General features: G+C 65.0%; 17 protein-coding genes. 12 read left to right on the plus strand and 5 right to left on the minus strand.

Annotation, left to right across the window (positions count from 1 at the left end; all coding sequences use genetic code 11):
- Positions 1 to 7: 7 nt before the first annotated feature.
- Positions 8 to 2101, minus strand: coding sequence for a 3-hydroxyacyl-CoA dehydrogenase NAD-binding domain-containing protein (locus QX051_RS06440; RefSeq protein WP_315775505.1), 2094 nt, complete (start codon positions 2099 to 2101; stop codon positions 8 to 10).
- A gap of 213 nt (positions 2102 to 2314) precedes the next feature.
- On the opposite strand from QX051_RS06440, the gene QX051_RS06445 reads away from it, so the two are divergent.
- The 9 genes from QX051_RS06445 to QX051_RS06485 all read left to right on the plus strand — a co-directional run bounded on the left by QX051_RS06445 (position 2315) and on the right by QX051_RS06485 (position 12237).
- A complete protein-coding gene (locus QX051_RS06445; protein ID WP_315775506.1) occupies positions 2315 to 3199 on the plus strand; it encodes an IclR family transcriptional regulator in 885 nt (294 codons plus the stop codon).
- Between the two features lie 66 nt (positions 3200 to 3265).
- On the plus strand, positions 3266 to 4063 hold the full coding sequence (locus QX051_RS06450; protein WP_315734696.1) for an ABC transporter ATP-binding protein: 798 nt from the start codon (positions 3266 to 3268) through the stop codon (positions 4061 to 4063).
- Positions 4060 to 4773: an ABC transporter ATP-binding protein gene (locus tag QX051_RS06455; RefSeq protein WP_315753502.1), complete on the plus strand. Its 714-nt coding sequence runs from the start codon at positions 4060 to 4062 to the stop codon at positions 4771 to 4773. The genes QX051_RS06450 and QX051_RS06455 overlap by 4 nt, the downstream gene beginning before the upstream one ends.
- Before the next feature lie 13 nt (positions 4774 to 4786).
- Positions 4787 to 5665, plus strand: coding sequence for a branched-chain amino acid ABC transporter permease (locus QX051_RS06460; protein ID WP_315753504.1), 879 nt, complete (start codon positions 4787 to 4789; stop codon positions 5663 to 5665).
- Between the two features lie 2 nt (positions 5666 to 5667).
- Positions 5668 to 6684, plus strand: coding sequence for a branched-chain amino acid ABC transporter permease (locus QX051_RS06465; RefSeq protein ID WP_315753507.1), 1017 nt, complete (start codon positions 5668 to 5670; stop codon positions 6682 to 6684).
- A 10-nt stretch (positions 6685 to 6694) separates the two neighbouring features.
- Entirely contained in the window at positions 6695 to 7918 is a 1224-nt protein-coding gene (locus QX051_RS06470; RefSeq protein WP_315775507.1) for an ABC transporter substrate-binding protein, read from the plus strand.
- 313 nt (positions 7919 to 8231) lie between these two features.
- Positions 8232 to 9455: an ABC transporter substrate-binding protein gene (locus tag QX051_RS06475; RefSeq protein WP_315775508.1), complete on the plus strand. Its 1224-nt coding sequence runs from the start codon at positions 8232 to 8234 to the stop codon at positions 9453 to 9455.
- A 249-nt stretch (positions 9456 to 9704) separates the two neighbouring features.
- On the plus strand, positions 9705 to 10928 hold the full coding sequence (locus QX051_RS06480) for an ABC transporter substrate-binding protein (RefSeq protein WP_315775509.1): 1224 nt from the start codon (positions 9705 to 9707) through the stop codon (positions 10926 to 10928).
- A gap of 28 nt (positions 10929 to 10956) precedes the next feature.
- Positions 10957 to 12237, plus strand: coding sequence for a glycerate kinase (locus QX051_RS06485; RefSeq protein ID WP_315775510.1), 1281 nt, complete (start codon positions 10957 to 10959; stop codon positions 12235 to 12237).
- A 16-nt stretch (positions 12238 to 12253) separates the two neighbouring features.
- Here QX051_RS06485 and QX051_RS06490 read toward each other — a convergent pair whose 3' ends face one another.
- Positions 12254 to 12760, minus strand: coding sequence for a MarR family winged helix-turn-helix transcriptional regulator (locus tag QX051_RS06490; RefSeq protein WP_315734713.1), 507 nt, complete (start codon positions 12758 to 12760; stop codon positions 12254 to 12256).
- Between the two features lie 197 nt (positions 12761 to 12957).
- Here QX051_RS06490 and QX051_RS06495 point away from each other — a divergent pair, with 197 nt between their 5' ends.
- The 3 genes from QX051_RS06495 to QX051_RS06505 are packed head-to-tail and all read left to right on the plus strand — an operon-like array spanning position 12958 to position 16493.
- Positions 12958 to 13998: a branched-chain amino acid ABC transporter permease gene (locus QX051_RS06495; RefSeq protein WP_315775512.1), complete on the plus strand. Its 1041-nt coding sequence runs from the start codon at positions 12958 to 12960 to the stop codon at positions 13996 to 13998.
- Positions 13999 to 14001: 3 nt separating this feature from the next.
- Positions 14002 to 15771 carry a branched-chain amino acid ABC transporter ATP-binding protein/permease gene (locus QX051_RS06500; RefSeq protein WP_315775514.1) on the plus strand — a complete coding sequence of 590 codons (1770 nt, stop codon included), beginning with the start codon at positions 14002 to 14004 and terminating at the stop codon, positions 15769 to 15771.
- The gene (locus QX051_RS06505) at positions 15768 to 16493 is read left to right on the plus strand and encodes an ABC transporter ATP-binding protein (RefSeq protein WP_315734720.1); all 726 of its coding nucleotides are present in this window, start codon (positions 15768 to 15770) and stop codon (positions 16491 to 16493) included. The genes QX051_RS06500 and QX051_RS06505 overlap by 4 nt, the downstream gene beginning before the upstream one ends.
- 29 nt (positions 16494 to 16522) lie before the next feature.
- On the opposite strand, the gene QX051_RS06510 is transcribed toward QX051_RS06505, so the two are convergent.
- The 3 genes from QX051_RS06510 to QX051_RS06520 all read right to left on the minus strand — a co-directional run bounded on the left by QX051_RS06510 (position 16523) and on the right by QX051_RS06520 (position 19210).
- Positions 16523 to 17329, minus strand: coding sequence for a shikimate dehydrogenase (locus tag QX051_RS06510; protein ID WP_315775515.1), 807 nt, complete (start codon positions 17327 to 17329; stop codon positions 16523 to 16525).
- Positions 17330 to 17431: 102 nt separating this feature from the next.
- Positions 17432 to 18577: an ABC transporter substrate-binding protein gene (locus QX051_RS06515; protein WP_315775516.1), complete on the minus strand. Its 1146-nt coding sequence runs from the start codon at positions 18575 to 18577 to the stop codon at positions 17432 to 17434.
- Positions 18578 to 18790: 213 nt separating this feature from the next.
- A complete protein-coding gene (locus QX051_RS06520) occupies positions 18791 to 19210 on the minus strand; it encodes a thioesterase family protein (protein ID WP_315753531.1) in 420 nt (139 codons plus the stop codon).
- Positions 19211 to 19412 lie beyond the last annotated feature (202 nt).

Here is a 19412-nt window from a genome sequence, read left to right on the forward strand (position 1 = left end):
CGAAGGCTCAAGCGGCCTTCCCCTGCGCCAGCGACGCAAACGTCTTGCCTTCGTCGGCGAGCTTCTTCAAAAGCGGCGCCGGCTCCAGCGACGGGTCATTGGTCTCCTTGGCATAGAACGCCAGCCGCTCGGCGATGTGCTTCAGACCGACGCTGTCGGCCCAGTACATCGGCCCGCCGCGATAGATCGGCCAGCCATAGCCATAGAGCCAGACGACATCGATATCCGACGGCCGCGCGGCGATGCCCTCGGCGAGGATCTTCGCGCCCTCGTTGATCATCGGATACATCATGCGCTCGAGGATCTCCTCGTCGCTGACCGCGCGCCGCTTGAGGCCGAGCTTGGCCAGCGTCTCGTCGATCAGCTTCTCGACATCGGGATCCGGCAGCGGCGCACGCGAGCCGGCCTCGTATTTGTAATAGCCCTTGCCGGTCTTCTGGCCGAAGCGGCCGGCCTCGCACAGCGCGTCCGCGATCTCGCTCTTGATGCCGCGGTCCTTGCGCGAGCGCCAGCCGATGTCGAGGCCGGCGAGGTCGCCCATCGCGAACGGGCCCATCGGCATGCCGAACTTGGTGACGACGGCGTCGACCTGCTGCGGCAGCGCGCCTTCGAACAACAGCTTCTCGGCCTGCTTGCCGCGCTGCGCCAGCATGCGGTTGCCGACGAAGCCGTCGCAGACGCCGACCACGGCCGGCACCTTGGCGATCTTGCGCGCGATCGATACTGCCGTGACAAGCGCGTCCGGCGCGGTCTTCTCCGCGCGCACGATCTCGCACAGCTTCATCACGTTGGCGGGTGAGAAGAAGTGCATGCCGAGCACGTCCTGCGGGCGGCTGGTCTCTGCGGCGATGGCGTCGATGTTCAGATAGGACGTGTTCGAGGCGAGCACGGCGCCGGGCTTGGCGTATTGATCGAGCTTGCCGAACACTTCCTTCTTGACGGCCATGGTCTCGAACACCGCCTCGATCACGAGATCGGCATCCTTGACGTTCTCGAGTCCGACCTTGCCATCGATCAGCGCCATGCGCTTGGCCGGCGCATCGGCCGGGATGCCGCCCCGCGCGGCGGTCGCCTCCCAGTTCTTCTGCATGATGCCCATGCCGCGCTTGAGCTGCTCCTCGGCGGTCTCGATCAGCGTGACCGGGATGCCGGCATTGGCGAACGACATCGCGATGCCGCCGCCCATGGTGCCGGCCCCGATGATGGCGACGCGCTCGACCTTGCGGCCCTTGGTCCCCTCGGGCACGCCGGCGATCTTGGCAGCCTCGCGCTCGGCGAAGAAGGCGTAGCGCTGCGCCTTGGACTGATCGCTGGTGAGGAGCTTGAGGAAGCCTTCGCGCTCCTTCTTCAGGCCCTCGTCGAACGGCAGGTCGATCGCGTAGCCGACCGCGTCGGCGGCCGCGAACGGCGCCTCGAGGCCGCGCGACTTCTTGGTGATCGCCGCCACCGCACTGGTGAAGATCGAGCGATCGGCCTTGGCGGCCGCCAGCTTGGAATCGTCGTCACGCAACTTGCGCAGCGGACGGTTCTCCGCCACCACCTTGCGCGCGAAGGCCTCGCCGCCCGATGCCGGCCCCTCGACGATCTCCTCGATCAGGCCCGCCTTCAGCGCCTCCGCTGCGCCGATCGGATCGCCGCCGACGATCATCTTGACCGCGAGCTCGGGGCCTACGGCGCGCGGCAGGCGCTGGGTGCCGCCCGCGCCCGGCAGCAGGCCGAGCTTCACCTCGGGCAGGCCGAGCTTCGCCTCCTTGGTGGCGACACGATAATGACAGGCGAGCGCCACTTCGAGACCACCGCCCAGGGCCGTTCCATGAATGGCGGCAATCACCGGCTTGGGGCTGTTCTCGATCGTGCTCAAGACGTCGTTGAGCGCCGGCGGCTTCGGGGGTTTGCCGAATTCGGTGATATCGGCGCCGGCGATGAACGTGCGCCCGCCGCAGGTGAGCACGATCGCCTTGATCGCGGGATCGGCGATCGCCGCCTTGACGTTGTCCAGGATGCCGCCGCGCACTGCGGCACTCAGCGCATTGACGGGCGGACTGTCGATGGTGACGATGCCGATGATGTCATGACGATCAAGCTTTGCCACTTCGCTCACGCGTAAGCTCCTTGGGATGTCGTTTCTTTGCGGCCGGTTAACGTGCCGGCCAATTCTTGGCTTTTCATTTGCGCAGAGTATCAGCCTTGCTTGCGTCTACCCGCTGCTGAACGTCAATTCCGCAGTGCGAAATCTAATTCCACATCTTGACATCCAGGGTTATTTTGAAGCACGAGCGTTGTCAACGAGGCTCATCAATCAACAGCCGATGACATGAAACGCCCAGGGAAGAAACCAGCGACCGATCGGAGCTTCGTCGTCGCGCTGGCGCGCGGCCTGGACGTGCTGCGGGCATTCCGGCCGAATGACGGCCTGCTGGGCAATCAGGAAATCGCCGCGCGCACCAACCTGCCGAAGGCCACGGTCTCGCGCCTGACTTACACGCTCACCAAGCTCGGCTATCTCACCCCGGTGCCGCGCTTCGAGAAATACCAGTTGGCGCCATCGGCGCTGGCGCTGGGCTATGCCGCGCTCGCCAACCTCGGCATCCGCCATCTTTCCGAGCCATTCCGCGAGCAGCTGATGCGCGAGACCGGCGGCGCGGTCGCGATCGGCGGCCGCGACCGGCTCAGCATGATCTATTTCGGCCAGAGCCGTCACGGCGTCGTCAACGTTCAACTCGACGTCGGATCGCGCATTCCGATTGCAACTACAGCAATGGGCCGCGCCTACATCTGGGCGCTGCCGGACGAGGACCGCGCCGCGTTGATGCGGGAGATGCGCGAGCATTATGGCAGCCGTTGGCCGAAGATCCGCGACGGCATCGAACGCGCCGGCGAGACCGTCGCGAAATATGGCTTCACCATCTCCGCCGGCGAATGGCAGGACGACGTTCATGCGGTCGGCGTCGCGTTGCGGCTGAACGACGGAACCGGTCCCTACGCCGTAAATTGCGGAGCACCGGCATTCCGCTTCACGGAAGAGCGTTTGCTGACCGACATTGGACCTCGTCTCGTCGCGATGGTAAGGAACATCGAAGCGGCGCTCGGCGGCCTCGCGCTGTCAACTAATCAAGCAAGCAGCCCATCAAACAAAGAACTCAATAAAAAGCCGAAGCCAGGAGGAAAAGTTGCCCGTGTTGCCGAGGGTATCAGATAGCCTGCATCATCGCGGTCGGCTGGCGCCGCGTCCTGACCTGAACGATTTCGGGAGGGGCGAGACGAGATGACGCAGGCACAACTCGCCCAGACCAACGATCCGCTGCTCGCCGTCCGCGACGTCAGCGTCGTGTTCGGCGGCATCGTGGCGCTGAACGGCGTCTCGTTCGACATGCGCCAGGGCCAGATCCTCGGCCTCATCGGCCCGAACGGCGCCGGCAAGACCACCCTGTTCAACTGCCTCAGCCGCCTCTATCAGCCGAGCTCCGGCGACATCCTGATGGAAGGCCGCAGCATCCTGAAGCGGCCGCCGCACCGCATCGCCGAGATCGGCATCGGCCGCACCTTCCAGAACGTCGCGCTGTTTCCCAATCTCTCCGTGCTCGACAACGTCCGCGTCGGCACCCACGCGCGCACCTCCAGCGACATCATCTCGGATTCGCTGCGTCTGGCCTGGGTCCGGCGCAGCGAAAATTCCGTCAACACCAAGGTTCACGAGATTCTCGCCTATCTCGACCTCGAGGAGGTCGCGCACAAGACCGTGTCCGGGCTGCCGTTCGGCACCCAGAAGCGCGTCGAGCTGGCGCGCGCGCTCGCCGCCGACCCGAAGATCCTGCTGCTCGACGAGCCCGCCGGCGGCCTCAATCACGAGGAGGTCCATGTGCTGGGCGATCTGATCCGGCGCATCCGCGACGACCGCAAGGTGACCGTGCTGCTGGTCGAGCATCACATGGGACTGGTGATGTCGATCGCCGACCACGTCGTGGCGCTGAATTTCGGCCGCAAGCTCGCCGAGGGCACGCCCGCCCAGGTGCAGGCCGATCCCGACGTCATCAAGGCCTATCTCGGGAGCAAGGATCAATGACGCCGCTGCTCAACGTCAAGGACCTGCGCGCCTATTACGGCCAGGTCCAGGCCCTGCACGGCCTCTCCTTCTCCCTCAACGAAGGCTCGCTGACGACCCTGCTCGGCGCCAATGGCGCAGGCAAGACCACCACCCTGCGCGCGATCTGCAACATGGTGCGCTCGACCGGCGCGATCGAGTTCGAGGGCAAGCCGCTCAACAACAAGTCGACCGAGAGCATCGTGCGCTTCGGCATTGCCCATGTGCCGCAGGGCCGCGGCACCTTCACCAACATGACGGTGGAAGAAAACCTGCAGCTCGGCGCCATCACCCGCAGCGACAAGGCCGGCATCGTTGCCGACATCGAGCGGATGTATTCCTACTTCCCGAAGCTGAAGGAGCGCCACACCCAGCAGGCCGGCACCCTGTCCGGCGGCGAGCAGCAGATGCTGGCGGTGGCGCGGGCGTTGATGCTGCGTCCCAGGTTGATGCTGCTCGACGAGCCGTCGTTCGGCCTCGCGCCGCTGGTGGTCCGCGACCTCTTCGGCATCCTCGGCAAGATCAACCGCGAGGAAAAGGTATCGATCCTCGTCGTCGAGCAGAACGCGCAGCTCGCGCTGGAGCTCGCCGACCAGGCCTATGTGATCGAGACCGGCCGCATCGTCATGTCGGGTGTCGCCTCGGACATCGCGAACGACGAGAACGTCCGCAAATCCTATCTGGGCTACTAACGGAGGCGGGACAATGGAGCTGTTCACCAACCAGGTCCTGGCCGGCATTGCGACGGGTGCGATCTACGCCTGCATGGCGCTCGCGGTCGTGATGATCTACCAGGCGATCGACCACCTCAACTTCGCGCAAGGCGAGATGGCGATGTTTTCGACCTTCATCTCCTGGCAGCTAATGCAATGGGGCCTGCCCTACTGGGTTGCCTTCGTGGTGACGCTGGCCTTCTCCTTTGCCGGCGGCATCGCGATCGAGCGCGTGCTGTTCAAGCCGCTCACCAAGGCGCCGATCCTGACCCAGGTCGCGGGCTTCATCGCGCTGTACTCGATCATCAACTCCTTTGCCGGACTGACCTGGGACTTCACCATCAAGCAGTATCCGACACCGTTCGGATCGTCGCCGTTCCTGGGCAGCCAGCTGATCTCGACGCATCAGGCCGGCATGATCGGCATCACCTTGCTGCTGCTGATCGGCCTGTACTTCTTCTTCCAGTACACCAGGGTCGGGCTTGCGATGCGCGCGGCGGCGGCGGTGCCCGAGTCGGCGCGACTGGTCGGCATCAACACGTCCTGGATGATCGCGCTCGGCTGGGGCATGGCGGCGGCGATCGGCTCGATCGCCGGCATGCTGATCGCGCCGGTGGTCTTCCTCGAGCCCAACATGATGGGCGGCGTCCTGATCTACGGGTTCGCCGCGGCCGTGCTCGGCGGCCTCACCAGCCCGTTCGGCGCGGTGCTCGGCGGCTTCCTGGTCGGCATCTTCGAGAATCTCGCCGGAACCTACATCCCGCATGTCGGCAACGAGATGAAGCTGCCGATCGCGCTGGCCCTCATCATCTCCGTCCTGGTCATCAAGCCCGCCGGCCTGTTCGGCCGCAGCATCGTGAAGCGAGTCTGATCATGAGCGCAATCGAGGACATCACATCCCAGGCGCCCGCGGTCGAGGCCGTTCCGAAGCGGGCCATGACCTTGAGCTCCGGTACGACCTTCGTGATCGTGCTGCTGCTCCTGGTGGTGCCGCTGTTCGTCAAGAACTTCATCATCTTCCAGATGACGATGCTGCTGATCTACGGACTGGCCGTGCTGGCGCTGAACATCCTGACCGGCGGCTCCGGCCAGTTCTCGCTCGGCAACAGCGCGTTCTATGCCGTCGGCGCCTATACTTCGGCGATCCTGATGGAGCAGTACAACGTCAACTACGCGCTGACCCTGCCGGTCGCCGGCGTCATCTGCTTCGGCTTCGGCTTTCTGTTCGGCCAGCCGGCGTTGCGACTGTCAGGTGTCTATCTCGCGCTCGCCACATTCGCGCTCGCCACGGCGATGCCGCAGATCCTCAAGCTCGGCTTCTTCGAGCAATGGACCGGCGGCGTGCAGGGCCTGGTGGTGACCAAGCCGGATGCGCCGTTCGGCTTGCCTATGTCCCAGGACATGTGGCTGTACTACTTCACCCTGGCGATCACGATCGCGATCTACGTGTTCTCGGTCAACCTGCTGCGCTCGCGCTCCGGCCGCGCCTTCATGGCGATCCGCGACAACGAGATCGCAGCCTCCGCCATGGGTATCGACGTCGCGACTTACAAGACGCTGGCGTTCGGCGTCAGCGCCGGCATCACCGGCGTCGCCGGCGGTCTCGGCGCCATCGCGGTGCAGTTCGTGGCGCCCGACAGCTACACCATTACGCTCGCGATTTCGCTATTCCTCGGCATGGTCGTCGGCGGCGTTGGCTGGCTGCCCGGCTCGTTCGTCGGCGCCGCCTTCATCATCTTCGTCCCCAATATCGCCGAAAGCATTTCGAAGGGCCTGTCCGGCGCGGTGTTCGGCGTGCTGCTGTTCCTCGTCATCTTCCTCGTGCCGCACGGCTCGCGGCAAGTGGCGATGGTGGCGCAGCAGCTGCTCGGCAAACTCAGAAAGAACTAAGGAGGAACTCTTGCAGCTCGTTCAGCAACTACGAATCGCCGCGCTCGCGACGGCGGTCATCGCCCTCACCTCGGGCGGAGCACTCGCCCAGAAGAAATACGACACCGGCGCCTCCGACACCGAGATCAAGATCGGCAACATCATGCCCTATAGCGGCCCCGCGTCCGCCTACGGCGTGATCGGAAAGACCGAGGAGGCGTATTTCAAGAAGATCAACGCCGAGGGCGGCATCAACGGCCGCAAGATCAACTTCGTCAGCTATGACGACGCCTATTCGCCGCCCAAGGCGGTCGAGCAGGTGCGCAAGCTGGTCGAGAGCGACGAGGTGTTGTTCGTCTTCAATCCGCTCGGCACGCCGTCGAACTCGGCGATCCAAAAATATCTCAACGGCAAGAAGATCCCGCAGCTGTTCGTCGCCACCGGCGCCACCAAGTGGAACGACCCGAAGAACTTCCCGTGGACCATGGGCTGGCAGCCGAGCTACCAGAGCGAGGGCCGCATCTACGCGAAGTACCTGCTCAAGGACAAGCCCGGCGCCAAGATCGGGGTGCTGTTCCAGAACGACGATTTCGGCAAGGACTATCTCAAGGGCCTCAAGGACGGCCTGGGCGACAAGGCCGCGTCCATGATCGTCATGGAAGAGAGCTACGAGACCTCAGAGCCCTCGATCGACGGCCACATCGTCAAGCTCAAGGCCTCGGGCGCCGACGTGTTCTTTAGCGTCACGACGCCCAAATTCGCTGCACAGGCGATCAAGAAGCTCGCCGAGATCGACTGGCATCCGACCCATCTCGTCGTCAACGTGTCGGCCTCCGTCGGCAGCGTGATCAAGCCGGCCGGCTTCGAGAACTCGCAAGGGATTCTTTCGGCCGCCTATGCCAAGGATGCTGCGGATCCGCAGTGGAACGATGATCCCGGCATGAAGAAGTTCTTCGACTTCCTCGCGCAGCATTATCCCGACGCCAACAAGCTCGACAGCTCGACGGTCTATGGCTACGGCGCCGCGCAGACGCTGGTGAAGGTGCTGCAGATGTGCGGTGACGACCTCACCCGCGCCAATGTGATGAAGCAGGCCGCGAGCCTGAAGGACTTCGCGCCCGACACGCTGCTGCCGGGCGTCAAGATCAACACCTCGGCCACCGACTTCGCGCCGATCGAGCAATTGCAGATGATGCGGTTCAAAGGCGAGAAGTGGGAGCTGTTCGGCGAGGCGATCAGCGGCGCCATCGAGTAATCGCGCATCGCCGCAGAAAGCGGTGCCGATCTCCACTGGCCCTCCGCGCTATCGGCGCGGAGGGCTTTTTCATATCTGGATCGGCATCGAGCCATTTATCTCAGGCTGTTCTTGCAGAGCACTCACTCTCGGAGATTGCGCCGATCTCTCGCAGTTGCACATGACATGGACCGCCCAGGCACCGCGAAAACACGGACCGTGCCGTGATGTCGCAACCACCCCGGTGCAGCTCTGCTATAGTTCCGGGCGTAACAAGAGCCTCCATCAAGGCGGCCGCGACACGTCAACCAAACCAACACGGGAGAAACGCACCATGATGATCCCGCGAAGGGCCGCCCTCGCCTCGGCCGCCGCCATCGTCCTCGCCTCGAGCTCCGCAATCGCCGCCGACAAGAAGTACGACACCGGCGCCTCCGACACCGAGATCAAGATCGGCAACATCATGCCCTATAGCGGGCCGGCCTCGGCCTACGGCATCATCGGCAAGACGGAAGCGGCCTACTTCAAGAAGATCAACGCCGAGGGAGGCATCAACGGTCGCAAGATCAACTTCATCTCCTATGACGACGCCTATTCGCCGCCGAAGACGGTCGAACAGGCACGCAAGCTGGTCGAGAGCGATGAGGTGCTGTTCATCTTCAATTCGCTGGGCACGCCGCCGAACTCGGCAATCCACAAATACATGAACTCGAAGAAGGTCCCGCAGCTGTTCGTCGCCACCGGCGCCACCAAGTGGAACGACCCGAAGGATTTCCCCTGGACCATGGGCTGGCAGCCCAACTACCAGAGCGAATCCCGAATCTACGCAAAATATCTGCTGAAGGAAAAGCCGGACGCCAAGATCGCTGTGCTGTATCAGAACGATGATTACGGCAAGGACTATCTGAAAGGGCTGAAGGACGGGCTTGGCGCCAAGGCCGCCTCAATGATCGTCATGGAGGAGAGCTACGAGACCGCCGAACCCTCGATCGACAATCACATTGTCAAACTCAAGTCCACGGGCGCCGACGTATTCGTGAACATCACCACGCCGAAATTTGCGGCGCAGGCAATCAAGAAGGTCAAGGAGATCGACTGGAAGACGCTGCATATCCTCAACAACGTCTCCGCCTCCGTCGGCAGCGTCCTGAAGCCGGCTGGCTATGAGAATTCGCAGGACATCATCTCGGCGGCCTATCTGAAGGACGTCTCCGATCCGCAATGGAAGGACGATGCCGGGATGAAGCAATTCCTCGACTTCATGTCCAAGGATTTTCCCGATGGCGACAAGCTCGACGGCGGAACGGTCGTCGGCTACAGCGTCGCGCAGACGCTGGTCCAAGTGCTGAAGCAGTGCGGCGACAACCTCACCCGCGAGAACGTCATGAAGCAGGCCGCATCCCTGCGCAACTTCCGCACCGAGATGCTGCTGCCTGGCATCACGATCAACACCTCGGCGACCGACTTCGCACCCGTCAGCCAGTTGCAGCTGATGCGCTTCAAGGGCGAGAAGTGGGAGCTGTTCGGCGACGTGATCTCCGCCGACGTCGGCGGCTAACGACGGAACGCAGTTGAAACCGTCTCCTGCGGCCTCCCGCCGCAGGCGGCGCTCTCTCCAAGCATCTTTGCTGTCTTTGCCAAGAATTTCTTAAGCTAGGAGTTGAAAGAGAGGCGGTCATGCAGCGGCGGCGGTTACGCCGAGCGCGCGGCTGCGCTATGGGGACTCGTCCGGAGTGAAACGAGTCGCCCGCCTTGCGGGCGGATCCAACAACAAGGCCAAGCTCCAAGGCCGAGAAGGAGTCCCCACGTGACCACTGCCCTCACCCGCCGCACCGTCTCCAGCATGCTCGGTCTCGCCCTGGCCGGCGCAGTTGCCGGCAGCGCCCATGCCGACAAGAAATACGACACCGGCGCCAGCGACACCGAGATCAAGATCGGCAATATCGTGCCCTATAGCGGCCCGGCGTCGGCCTATGGCTCGGTCGGCAAGGCGATGACGGCCGTGTTCAAGAAGGTCAATGACGACGGCGGCATCAACGGCCGCAAGATCAACTTCATCTCCTATGACGACGCCTATTCGCCGCCGAAGACGGTCGAGCAGGCGCGCAAGCTGGTCGAGAGCGACGAGGTGCTGTTCCTGTTCGGCGTGCTCGGAACCGCGCCCAATACGGCGATCCAGAAATATCTCAACTCCAAGAAGGTGCCGCAGCTGTTCGTCGCGACCGGCGCCACCAAGTGGAATGAGCCCAAGACATTTCCATGGACCATGGGCTGGCTGCCGAGCTACCAGTCCGAGGCGCGCATCTACGCGAAGTATCTCACCGCGCAGCAGTCCGCCGGCAAGATCGCCGTGCTCTACCAGAACGACGACATGGGCAAGGACTACCTGAAGGGCCTCAAGGACGGGCTCGGTGATGCGTCGCGCCTGGTGCTGGAAGAGAGCTACGAGATCGCCGAACCCACGGTTGAATCGCACATCGTCAAGATGAAGTCGGCCAACCCCGACATCGTCGTGCTGTTCACCACGCCGAAGTCCGGAGCGCAGGCGATCAAGAAGCTCGGCGAGATGAACTGGAAGCCGCTGACCATCATTTCGAACGTCAGTGCCTCCACCGCGGCCGTGATGCGGCCGGCCGGCGTCGAGAACTCGCAAGGGGTGATCTCGGCGGCCTATGCCAAGGACGCGTCCGATCCGCAATGGGCCAACGACCCGGGCCTCGGCGCGTTCAGGGAGCTGCTCGCCAAATATCTGCCGGAGATCAACCCCGTGGATTCGTCGGCGCTGACCGGCTACAACATCGCCACCACGATGGTCGAGGTGCTGAAGCGATGCGGCGACGAATTGACTCGCGCAAATGTCATGAAGCAGGCGGCAAGCCTGAAGCAGTTTGCGCAAGGCGGGCTGCTGCCCGGCATCACGCTGACCACGGGTCCCGACGATTTCCAGCCGATCGAGCAGCTGCAGCTGATGCAGTTCAAGGGCGAGCGGTGGCAGCTGTTCGGCGAGGTGATGAGCGGCGAGCTCAAATAGGCTCTGCACGTCAGACGGGCGGCGCCGCATGACCAGCCGCCGTCCGCTGTTGCGCGCCGTTTTCGATGCCGCGGTCGCCGCGGCCCATCCCGAAATGGTGCTTCCGGCGCATCTGCCGGCGGCACCCCGGGGGCGGATCATCTGCCTCGCCGCAGGCAAGGGCGCCGCGGCCATGGCGGTGGCCGCCGAACGGCATTACCTGGACACGCTCGGGTTCGATCCGGCGAAGCTGACCGGCATTGCAACCACGCGGCACGGACACGGCGTACCGACCCGCCGCGTCCGGGTGATCGAAGCCGGCCACCCAATGCCGGACGAGGCCGGGCTGAAAGCCGCAGACGACACATTGCGGCTGGCGGCGACGGCCGAAGCCGACGACCTGATGCTGGTGCTGATCTCCGGCGGTGGCTCCGCCAACTGGATTGCTCCGGCCCATGGCGTGAGCTTCGCGCAAAAGCAGCAGCTGACCCGTGCGCTGCTGCGCTCGGGTGCGCCGATCGGCGAGATGAACACGGTGCGAAAGCATCTGTCGCGCATCAAGGGCGGACGCCTGGCGCGGGCCGGGCAGAAGGCCGAGATCGTGACGCTGGCGATCTCCGACGTGCCGCATGACGATCCCTCGGCCATCGCATCGGGGCCGACGGTGCCGGATCCGACCACGCTGGCCGATGCCCGCGCGATCGTTGCGAAGTACAAGCTCGAGGTCGACCCGGCCATCGCCCGGGCGCTCGATGATCCTGCCAACGAGAGCTGCAAGCCCGGCGATGCCGCCTTTGCCCGCGCCTCGTTCGAGCTGATCGCGCGCCCCGACAGCTCGCTCAAAGCCGCCGTGGCCAGTGTCAAGGCCGCCGGCTACGACGTGCTCGATCTCGGCGCCGACCTCGAGGGTGAGGCGCGCGAGGTCGCGGCCGATCACGCCAAGCTGGCGCGGGAGGCCCGCGCGCTCGGCCGCCGCATGGCGATCATCTCCGGTGGCGAGCTCACCGTGACGGTGCGCGGCCAGGGCCGCGGCGGCCCGAACCAGGAATATGCGCTCGCGCTCGCCGACCTGCTCAAGGACATGGAGGGCGTCGCGGCGCTCGCCGGCGACACCGACGGCGCCGATGGCGGCGGCGGCAGCGCCTCCGATCCGGCCGGTGCGCTTGTTGATGCCGAGGTCATCGCCGCGATGCGGGCGCAGGGGCTGGATCCGCAGGCCTATCTCGCCAACAACGACGCCACCGCGTTCTTCGCCGCGACCGGGGGCCTGCTGCAGACGGGACCGACGCTCACGAACGTCAACGACGTCAGGGTCATCCTGGTCGATTGAGGCGCGACTGCGTCCTTCAGAACTCCTCCGCGATCTTGGTCAGCATCGCCAGCAGCGCCTCGCGCCCATCCGGGCCGAGCAGCTCGTTGAGCCGCGCCTCGTGCTTCGACACCACCAGCTTCTTGGCGCGGGCCAGCACGGCGCGACCCTTCTCGGTCAGCATCAGGATGTGCGAGCGCCGGTCGTTCGCCGAACGCACCCGCGCACACAGGTCGCGGCTCTCGAGGCTGTCCAGCAAGGACACGAAGTTGGGCCGCAGGATGCCCAGGGTGTTGGCGATCTCGGTCTGGTTCCGGCCCGGATTGGCGTCGAGCAGCAGCAGCACCGAAAACTGGGCCGGCGTCAATTGCAGCGGCGCGACGCAGCGCAGGAAGTCCTCGAACACCTTCAACTGCGCCCGTTTCAGCACATAGCCAAGCAGATCCGACAGCTCGCCGAGCTGGACCGCTTGCGTCTCCTCGACGGCTACGGCAGCTTCCTTCCGGCCTTCCCTCTTGCCGACGGGCTTGGCGCTATCGGCCATCACGATCCGCCGAATTCATCACAGTGGCTTCCATCCCTGGTCCCGAATGCCGCAGCCGGAACAGCGGCCTTGAGATTATAGTCGATAATTGTTATCCACTATATCAAACACGGGCAGCCGAATTCAACTGCCCAAGACCGGTGGATGGCGCAGGGCGCCGGCCGCGCCCGGTCACCACAGAGGGGGAGCGTCCTGTCTTGAACACAACGATCTTGCTGTTCCTGTTGCAGGACGGCATTACCAATGGCGCGATCTACGCGCTGCTCGGGCTGGCGCTCGTGCTGGTGTTTGCCGTCACCCGGGTGATCCTGATCCCGCAGGGCGAATTCGTCACCTACGGCGCCCTCACCTATGCCTCGCTCGCGGCCGGCCGCACGCCGGGGACCGCGAAGCTTGCCGTCGTGATCGGCCTGGTGGCCTTTGCCTTCGACCTCTATGCGATGCGCAAGACGCTGCACATGCCGAAGATCCTTCGCACCTTCGGCCTCAACGTCGTCTTCCCGGTGGTCGTCATGCTCGCGACGATGTGGGCCGCCGATCAGCACATGCCGGCCGGCGTCAGCCTCGTACTGTCGCTGCTGATCGTCGCCAGCATCGGCCTGTCGTTGTATCGGATCGTGTTCCAGCCGCTCGCCCACACCTCGGTGCTGGTGCTGCTGATCGCCTCGGTCGGCGTGCATCTGGCGCTGCAGGGCCTTGGCCTGCTGTTCTTCGGCGCCGAGGGCCAGCGCGGCCCGACGCTGCTCACGGCCAGCGCCACGCTCGGCTCGCTGCGCTTCACCGGCCAGGGCATGGCGGTCTATGGCATCACCGTCGCCTTCATCGTCGGCCTCTGGCTGTTCTTCGGCCTGACCCTTTACGGCAAGGCGCTGCGCGCCACGGCCGTCAACCGGCTCGGCGCCCGCCTCGTCGGCATCCGCACCACGCTCTCGGGCCAGATCGCGTTCCTGCTGGCCTCCACCATCGGCGCGCTCTCGGGCATCCTGATCGTCCCGATCACGACGCTCTATTACGACACCGGCTTCCTGATCGGCCTCAAGGGCTTCATCGCCGCGATCATCGGCGGCCTGATCAGCTATCCCTTGACCGCGGTCGCCGCGCTCGTCGTCGGCATCGTCGAGGCGTTCTCCTCGTTCTACGCCTCCAACTTCAAGGAGGTGATCGTCTTCACGCTGCTGATCCCGGTCCTGCTGCTGCGTTCGCTCGCCGCGCCCGCGGTCGAAGAAGAGAAGGATTGAGCCGTGCGCGAGCGTTGGCCTCTCATCGTCTTTGCCGTCATTGTGGCGGCGATCCCGTTCATCCCGGGCATGCCGCCGTTCTGGATCGTGCTGCTCGACAATATCGGCCTCTCCGCGCTGGTCGCGATGGGGCTGGTGCTGCTGACCGGCGTCGGCGGTCTGACCTCGTTCGGCCAGGCCGCCTTTGTCGGCTTCGGCGCCTACACGACTGCGGTGCTGTCCGCCAATTACGGCGTATCGCCGTGGCTGACCCTGCCGCTGTCGCTGCTGGTGTCCGGCCTCGCCGCCGTTCTGCTCGGCCTCGTCACCGTCAGGCTGTCCGGCCACTATCTGCCGCTCGGCACGCTCGCCTGGGGCCTCGGCCTGTTCTATCTGTTCAGCAAGCTCGCGTTCCTGGGCCGCAATGACGGCATTTCCGGCATCCCGCCACTGTCGATCGGCAGCCTCAAGATGCTCGATCCCGGCACGATCTATTTCGCGATCTGGGCTGCCGTGCTGATCTCCGCGCTGCTGACGATGAACCTGCTGGACTCCCGCACCGGCCGTGCCATCCGCGCGCTGCGTCGGGGCCACATCGCAGCGGAAGCGTTCGGTGTCTACGCGCCCCGCGCCAAGCTCCTGGTGTTCATCTACGCGGCCGTCCTGGCCGGCCTCTCCGGCTGGCTCTATGCGCACTTCACCCGCGCGGTGAACCCGACGCCGTTCGGCGCCCAGGCCGGCATCGAATATCTGTTCGTGGCCGTCGTCGGCGGCGCCGGCTATGTCTGGGGCGGCGTGCTCGGCGCGGCGATCGTCGTGATCCTGAAGGAGGTGCTGCAGAGCTACCTCCCGCTGCTGCTGCATGGCGAGGGCCAGCTCGAGACCATCGTGTTCGGCATCCTCCTCGTCACGCTTCTCCAGCTTGCGCCGACCGGCCTGTGGCCGTGGCTGACGGCGCGGCTGCCGTTCAAGCCTGTTGCCAAGCAGCCGGACACGTCGGTCAAGCTGCCGGCGCGGGAGCGATCCGCGACAACTCCAAACGTACTGCTCCAGGTCGACAACGCGCGAAAACAGTTCGGCGGCGTGGTCGCGGTCAACAACGTCTCGTTCGACGTCCAGGCCCGCGAAATCGTGGCGCTGATCGGTCCCAACGGCGCCGGCAAGAGCACGACCTTCAACCTGATCACCGGCGTGCTGCCGCCGACCTCCGGCAACATCGCGGTGCTCGGCAAGGCCGTCGGCAACGCCCCGCCGCAGGACGTCGTCAAGCTCGGCATTTCCCGCACCTTCCAGCACGTCAAGCTGGTGCCGGACATGACGGTGCTGGAGAACGTCGCGATCGGCGCGCATCTGCGCGGCCACTCCGGCGCGCTCTCCGGCATGTTCCGGCTCGACCGCGGCGACGAAGCCAAGCTGCTCGCCGAGGCCGCGCGCCAGATCGAGCGCGTCGGGCTCGGCGACCAGATGCACCAGCTCGCCGGCTCGTTGTCGCTGGGCCAGCAGCGCATCGTCGAGATCGCCCGCGCGCTGTGCGTCGATCCGATGCTGCTCTTGCTCGACGAACCGGCCGCGGGCCTGCGCCACATGGAGAAGCAGCGCCTCGGCGCGCTGCTGCGCGACCTCCGCGCCGGCGGCATGTCGGTGCTGCTGGTCGAACACGACATGGGATTTGTCATGGACCTCGCCGACCGCATCGTGGTGCTCGATTTCGGCACCAAGATCGCCGAGGGCACACCAGCCGCGATCAAGACCAATCCCGAGGTCATCAAGGCGTATCTCGGAGCCACCGCATGAGCACGCTGCTGGAAGTCACCGACGCCCACGTCTCCTACGGCAAGGTCGAGGCGGTCCGCTCGGTCTCGCTCACCGTCGCCGAGAACGAGATCGTCACCATCATCGGCGCCAACGGCGCCGGCAAGACCACGCTGCTCAGTGCCATCATGGGCGTGTTTCCGCTGAAGGGCCGCGTCGCGTTCCTCGGCGAGGACATGGCCCGGCTGGAGATCGAGGACCGCGTCGCGCGCGGTCTCTGTCTGGTGCCGGAGCATCGCGAGCTGTTCGCCACCATGAACGTCGAGGATAATCTGCAGCTCGGCGCTTTCAGAATGTCGAAGGCGCACGCCGCACGCGGCTTCGAGCACGTCTACACGCTGTTTCCGAAGCTGAAGGAGCGGCGCAAGCAGCTCGCCGGCACGCTCTCCGGCGGCGAGCAGCAGATGCTGGCGATGGGCCGTGCCTTGATGGGCGCGCCGAAGATGCTGATGCTGGACGAGCCGAGCCTGGGCCTCGCGCCGATCATCGTCGCCGGCATCTTCGAGATCGTCGCCAAGCTGCGCCAGGAAGGCGTCTCGGTGCTGCTGGTCGAGCAGAACGCCAAGGCCGCGCTGAACGTCGCCGATCGCGCCTATGTCATGGAGCTCGGCGAGTTCGTGCTCAACGGCAAGGCCAGCGAGATCGCCACCGACGAGCGCGTGGCGGCGAGCTATCTCGGCTTTGCCGAGACGGCCGCGAGCTGAGCCTGATGTCGATGGGGTGAGGCGCTGCTTCAGGAGGGCGCCTCCTTCGACAGCAGGAAATCGACCATCACGCGCTCCAGCGCCCGGTACATGTCGGTGCCGGTCGCCGTCAGGCAGCCGCGCTGGCGCGCAGCGGCGATGAAGGGCGAGACCTCGGGCCGGGTGATGACACAGCCGCAATAGGCCGACGGGCTGACGGTCGTCATATCGACCGGCAGAGGATCGCCGGGCTGCATGCCTGCCGGCGTGGCGTTGGCAACCATGTCGAAGCCTGTTGCGTTCATCGAGCCGACAACGGCGCGGCCTTTGCCCCGCTCGTTGAGGCGCGCGATCAGCACATCGCGGCGTCCGGCATCGCTGTCGTGAATGGCAAGCTCGCGCACGCCGGAATCGATCAGTGCGAGCGCAATCGCCGAGCCGGCACCACCCGCGCCGATTTGCAGGGCACGCGCACCATTGGGATCAAATCCCCCAGCTTTCGCAGCACCGACAAAGCCGAGACCGTCGACCATGTCGCCATGCCAGCCGCCGTCCGGGCTGCGGCGCATCAGATTGACGGCGCCGATGAAACGCGCGCGCTCGGTCGCGGTTGCACAGGCGCGATAGCAGGCGAATTTGTGCGGAATGGTCGCGACGATGCCGTCGAGATTCTTCACGCGGGTCATCGTCGCCAGGAAGTCGGCGAGATCGGCCGGCGCAATCTGCACCGCGACCAGGATCGCATCGCTGCCGCGATCGGCAAAGGCCTGGCTGACGCCGGCCGGCGCGCGCACCTGAGCGATCGGATCGCCGATGATGATGTGGAGCCGGGTGACTCCAGTGGGCGCAGGGATCATGGCGGGCTTTCCGGCAAAAACTCTAAAAGTCATGGTCCTGATGGCCGAAAGGCCGGCTCACCGAGCCGGCCTTTCCTGATCGAAGCTATGGTCCCCGCAAGCTCACTTCGCCGGGACGTATTTTCCGTCCTTCACGGTCAGGATGATGCGGGCGCGGTCGTCGAGGCCGGAGCGATCCTTTTCGGTGAAGTTGTAGACGCCCTGCGAGGCCGCCAGGTCCTTCTCGGTCAGCAGCGCCTGGCGGATGGCCTCGCGGAACTCCGGCGTGCCGGGCTTGGCGGTCTTCAGCGCCACCGGAATCACGCGCTTGAGGATCTCGAACGCGTCGAACGAGTGGCCGGCGAACTGGCTGCGGCTGTTCGGGCCATATTTGCCCTCATAGGCCTTGTTGAGCTCCATGCCCGGCTTCTTGGTGAGCGCGCTGTCGTCCTGCGTCTCCGGCGACATCACCGGACCGGACGCCATGATCACACCCTCCGCCGCCTTGCCGGCGATGCGGATGAAGTCCATGCTCGCGGCACCGTGGGTCTGATAGATCAGGCCCTGATAGCCGCGTTCGCGCAACTCGGTCTGCGGCAGCGCCGCCGCGGTGCCGGAAGCGCCGACCAGGATGGCGTCCGGATTGGCGGCAACCAGCTTCAGCACCTGGCCGGTGACCGAAGTATCGGGACGCGCGAACCGCTCCTCATCGGCAATCGTGATGCCCATCGGCACCGCCTGGTTCTTCAGATCGTTGAACCAGAGATCGCCGTAGGAGTCGGAGTAGCCGATGTAGCCGACGGTCTTGATGTTGTGCGCCCTCATGTGCTCGTACAACACCTTGCCCATGATCGGCACCGGCTGCGGCATCACCACCGACCATTTGGTGCGCTCGGGCGTGACCGGGAACGGCGCCAGGCCGAAATGCGGAATGCCGGCTTCATTGGCGACGTTGGAGACCGCGATGGTCGGCGGCGTCAGCGCCGAGCCCATGATGATGTCGGCTTTCGACTCCGTCACGAAGCGCCGCGCATTCGTCGTCGCCGTGGTCGGATCGCCGCCGTCGTCGAGCACGATCACCTTGAGCGGCACGCCGCCGATCTCCTTCGGCACGAACTCGAGCGCATTGCGCTCGGGGATGCCGAGCGCCGCGCCCGGCCCCGTCGTGGTCGTGGTGATGCCGATGGTGATCTCGCTGGTCTGCGCCAGCGCCGGCGCTGATGCCAGCATCGCGATGACGCCAGCCGCCGCCAGATAGGCCTTCCTCATAAAATCCTCCCTCAATCTTTTCGGTTCAGCTCGTGATCCGCCGATCCTGTTTGCAGTCCAGCCCCGACAGGGGCGTCTTCCATCTCGGACGGCCGATGCGTGTCCAAACGTGATCATAGCATTGAACACGAGAAGATCACCTCTCACCAGTCGACCAAAGCACGACGACGATTCATCCTTAAGACGGCCGCATGTCGCACCCAATGCCGCGCGTCAGCCCTCGAGAAACTTGGCCCGCATCTCCTCTGGAAAAGGCGCCGATTTCAGCTTGTCCGGGTCAACCGGATCGCGCCCGACCAGCACCCGGGTCTCGAACCCCTCGAGCGCCAGCGCCTCGCCCTTGAACACCTTGTGGGTGACGTCGAACGAGGAGCGCTTGATGCTCTCGATCCGGCTCTCGATCGTGATCCAGTCGCCATAGGTCGAGGGGATGTAGAACTTGGCGCGGGTGTCGACCATGGGGATCCCGACCAGGCCGTAGCGGCGGACGATGTCCTGCTTGGAAAACCCGGCCGCCTCGAACATGACAGAGGTCGCATCGTCGAACATCGCGAAATAGCGCGGGTAGTAGACGATGTTGGCGGGATCGCAGTCGCCCCACTGGATCTGCACGTCGCGGCGGTGAACGAACATCGATTAAGCCTCGCTACGCCAACAACAACGATCGGTAGGGTGGGCAAAGGCGCGACGCGCCGTGCCCACCATTTTCCGGGCCGGTGGGCACGCTGCGCTTTGCCCACCCTACGGCTCTCTCCGTCATTGCGAGCGAAGCGAAGCAATCCAGGGCCGGGTCGGGACTCTGGATTGCTTCCGCCTTCGCCCGATGGGCTGCGGC

Source organism: Bradyrhizobium sp. SZCCHNR1053, from assembly GCF_032381235.1.
Taxonomy (GTDB): domain Bacteria; phylum Pseudomonadota; class Alphaproteobacteria; order Rhizobiales; family Xanthobacteraceae; genus Bradyrhizobium.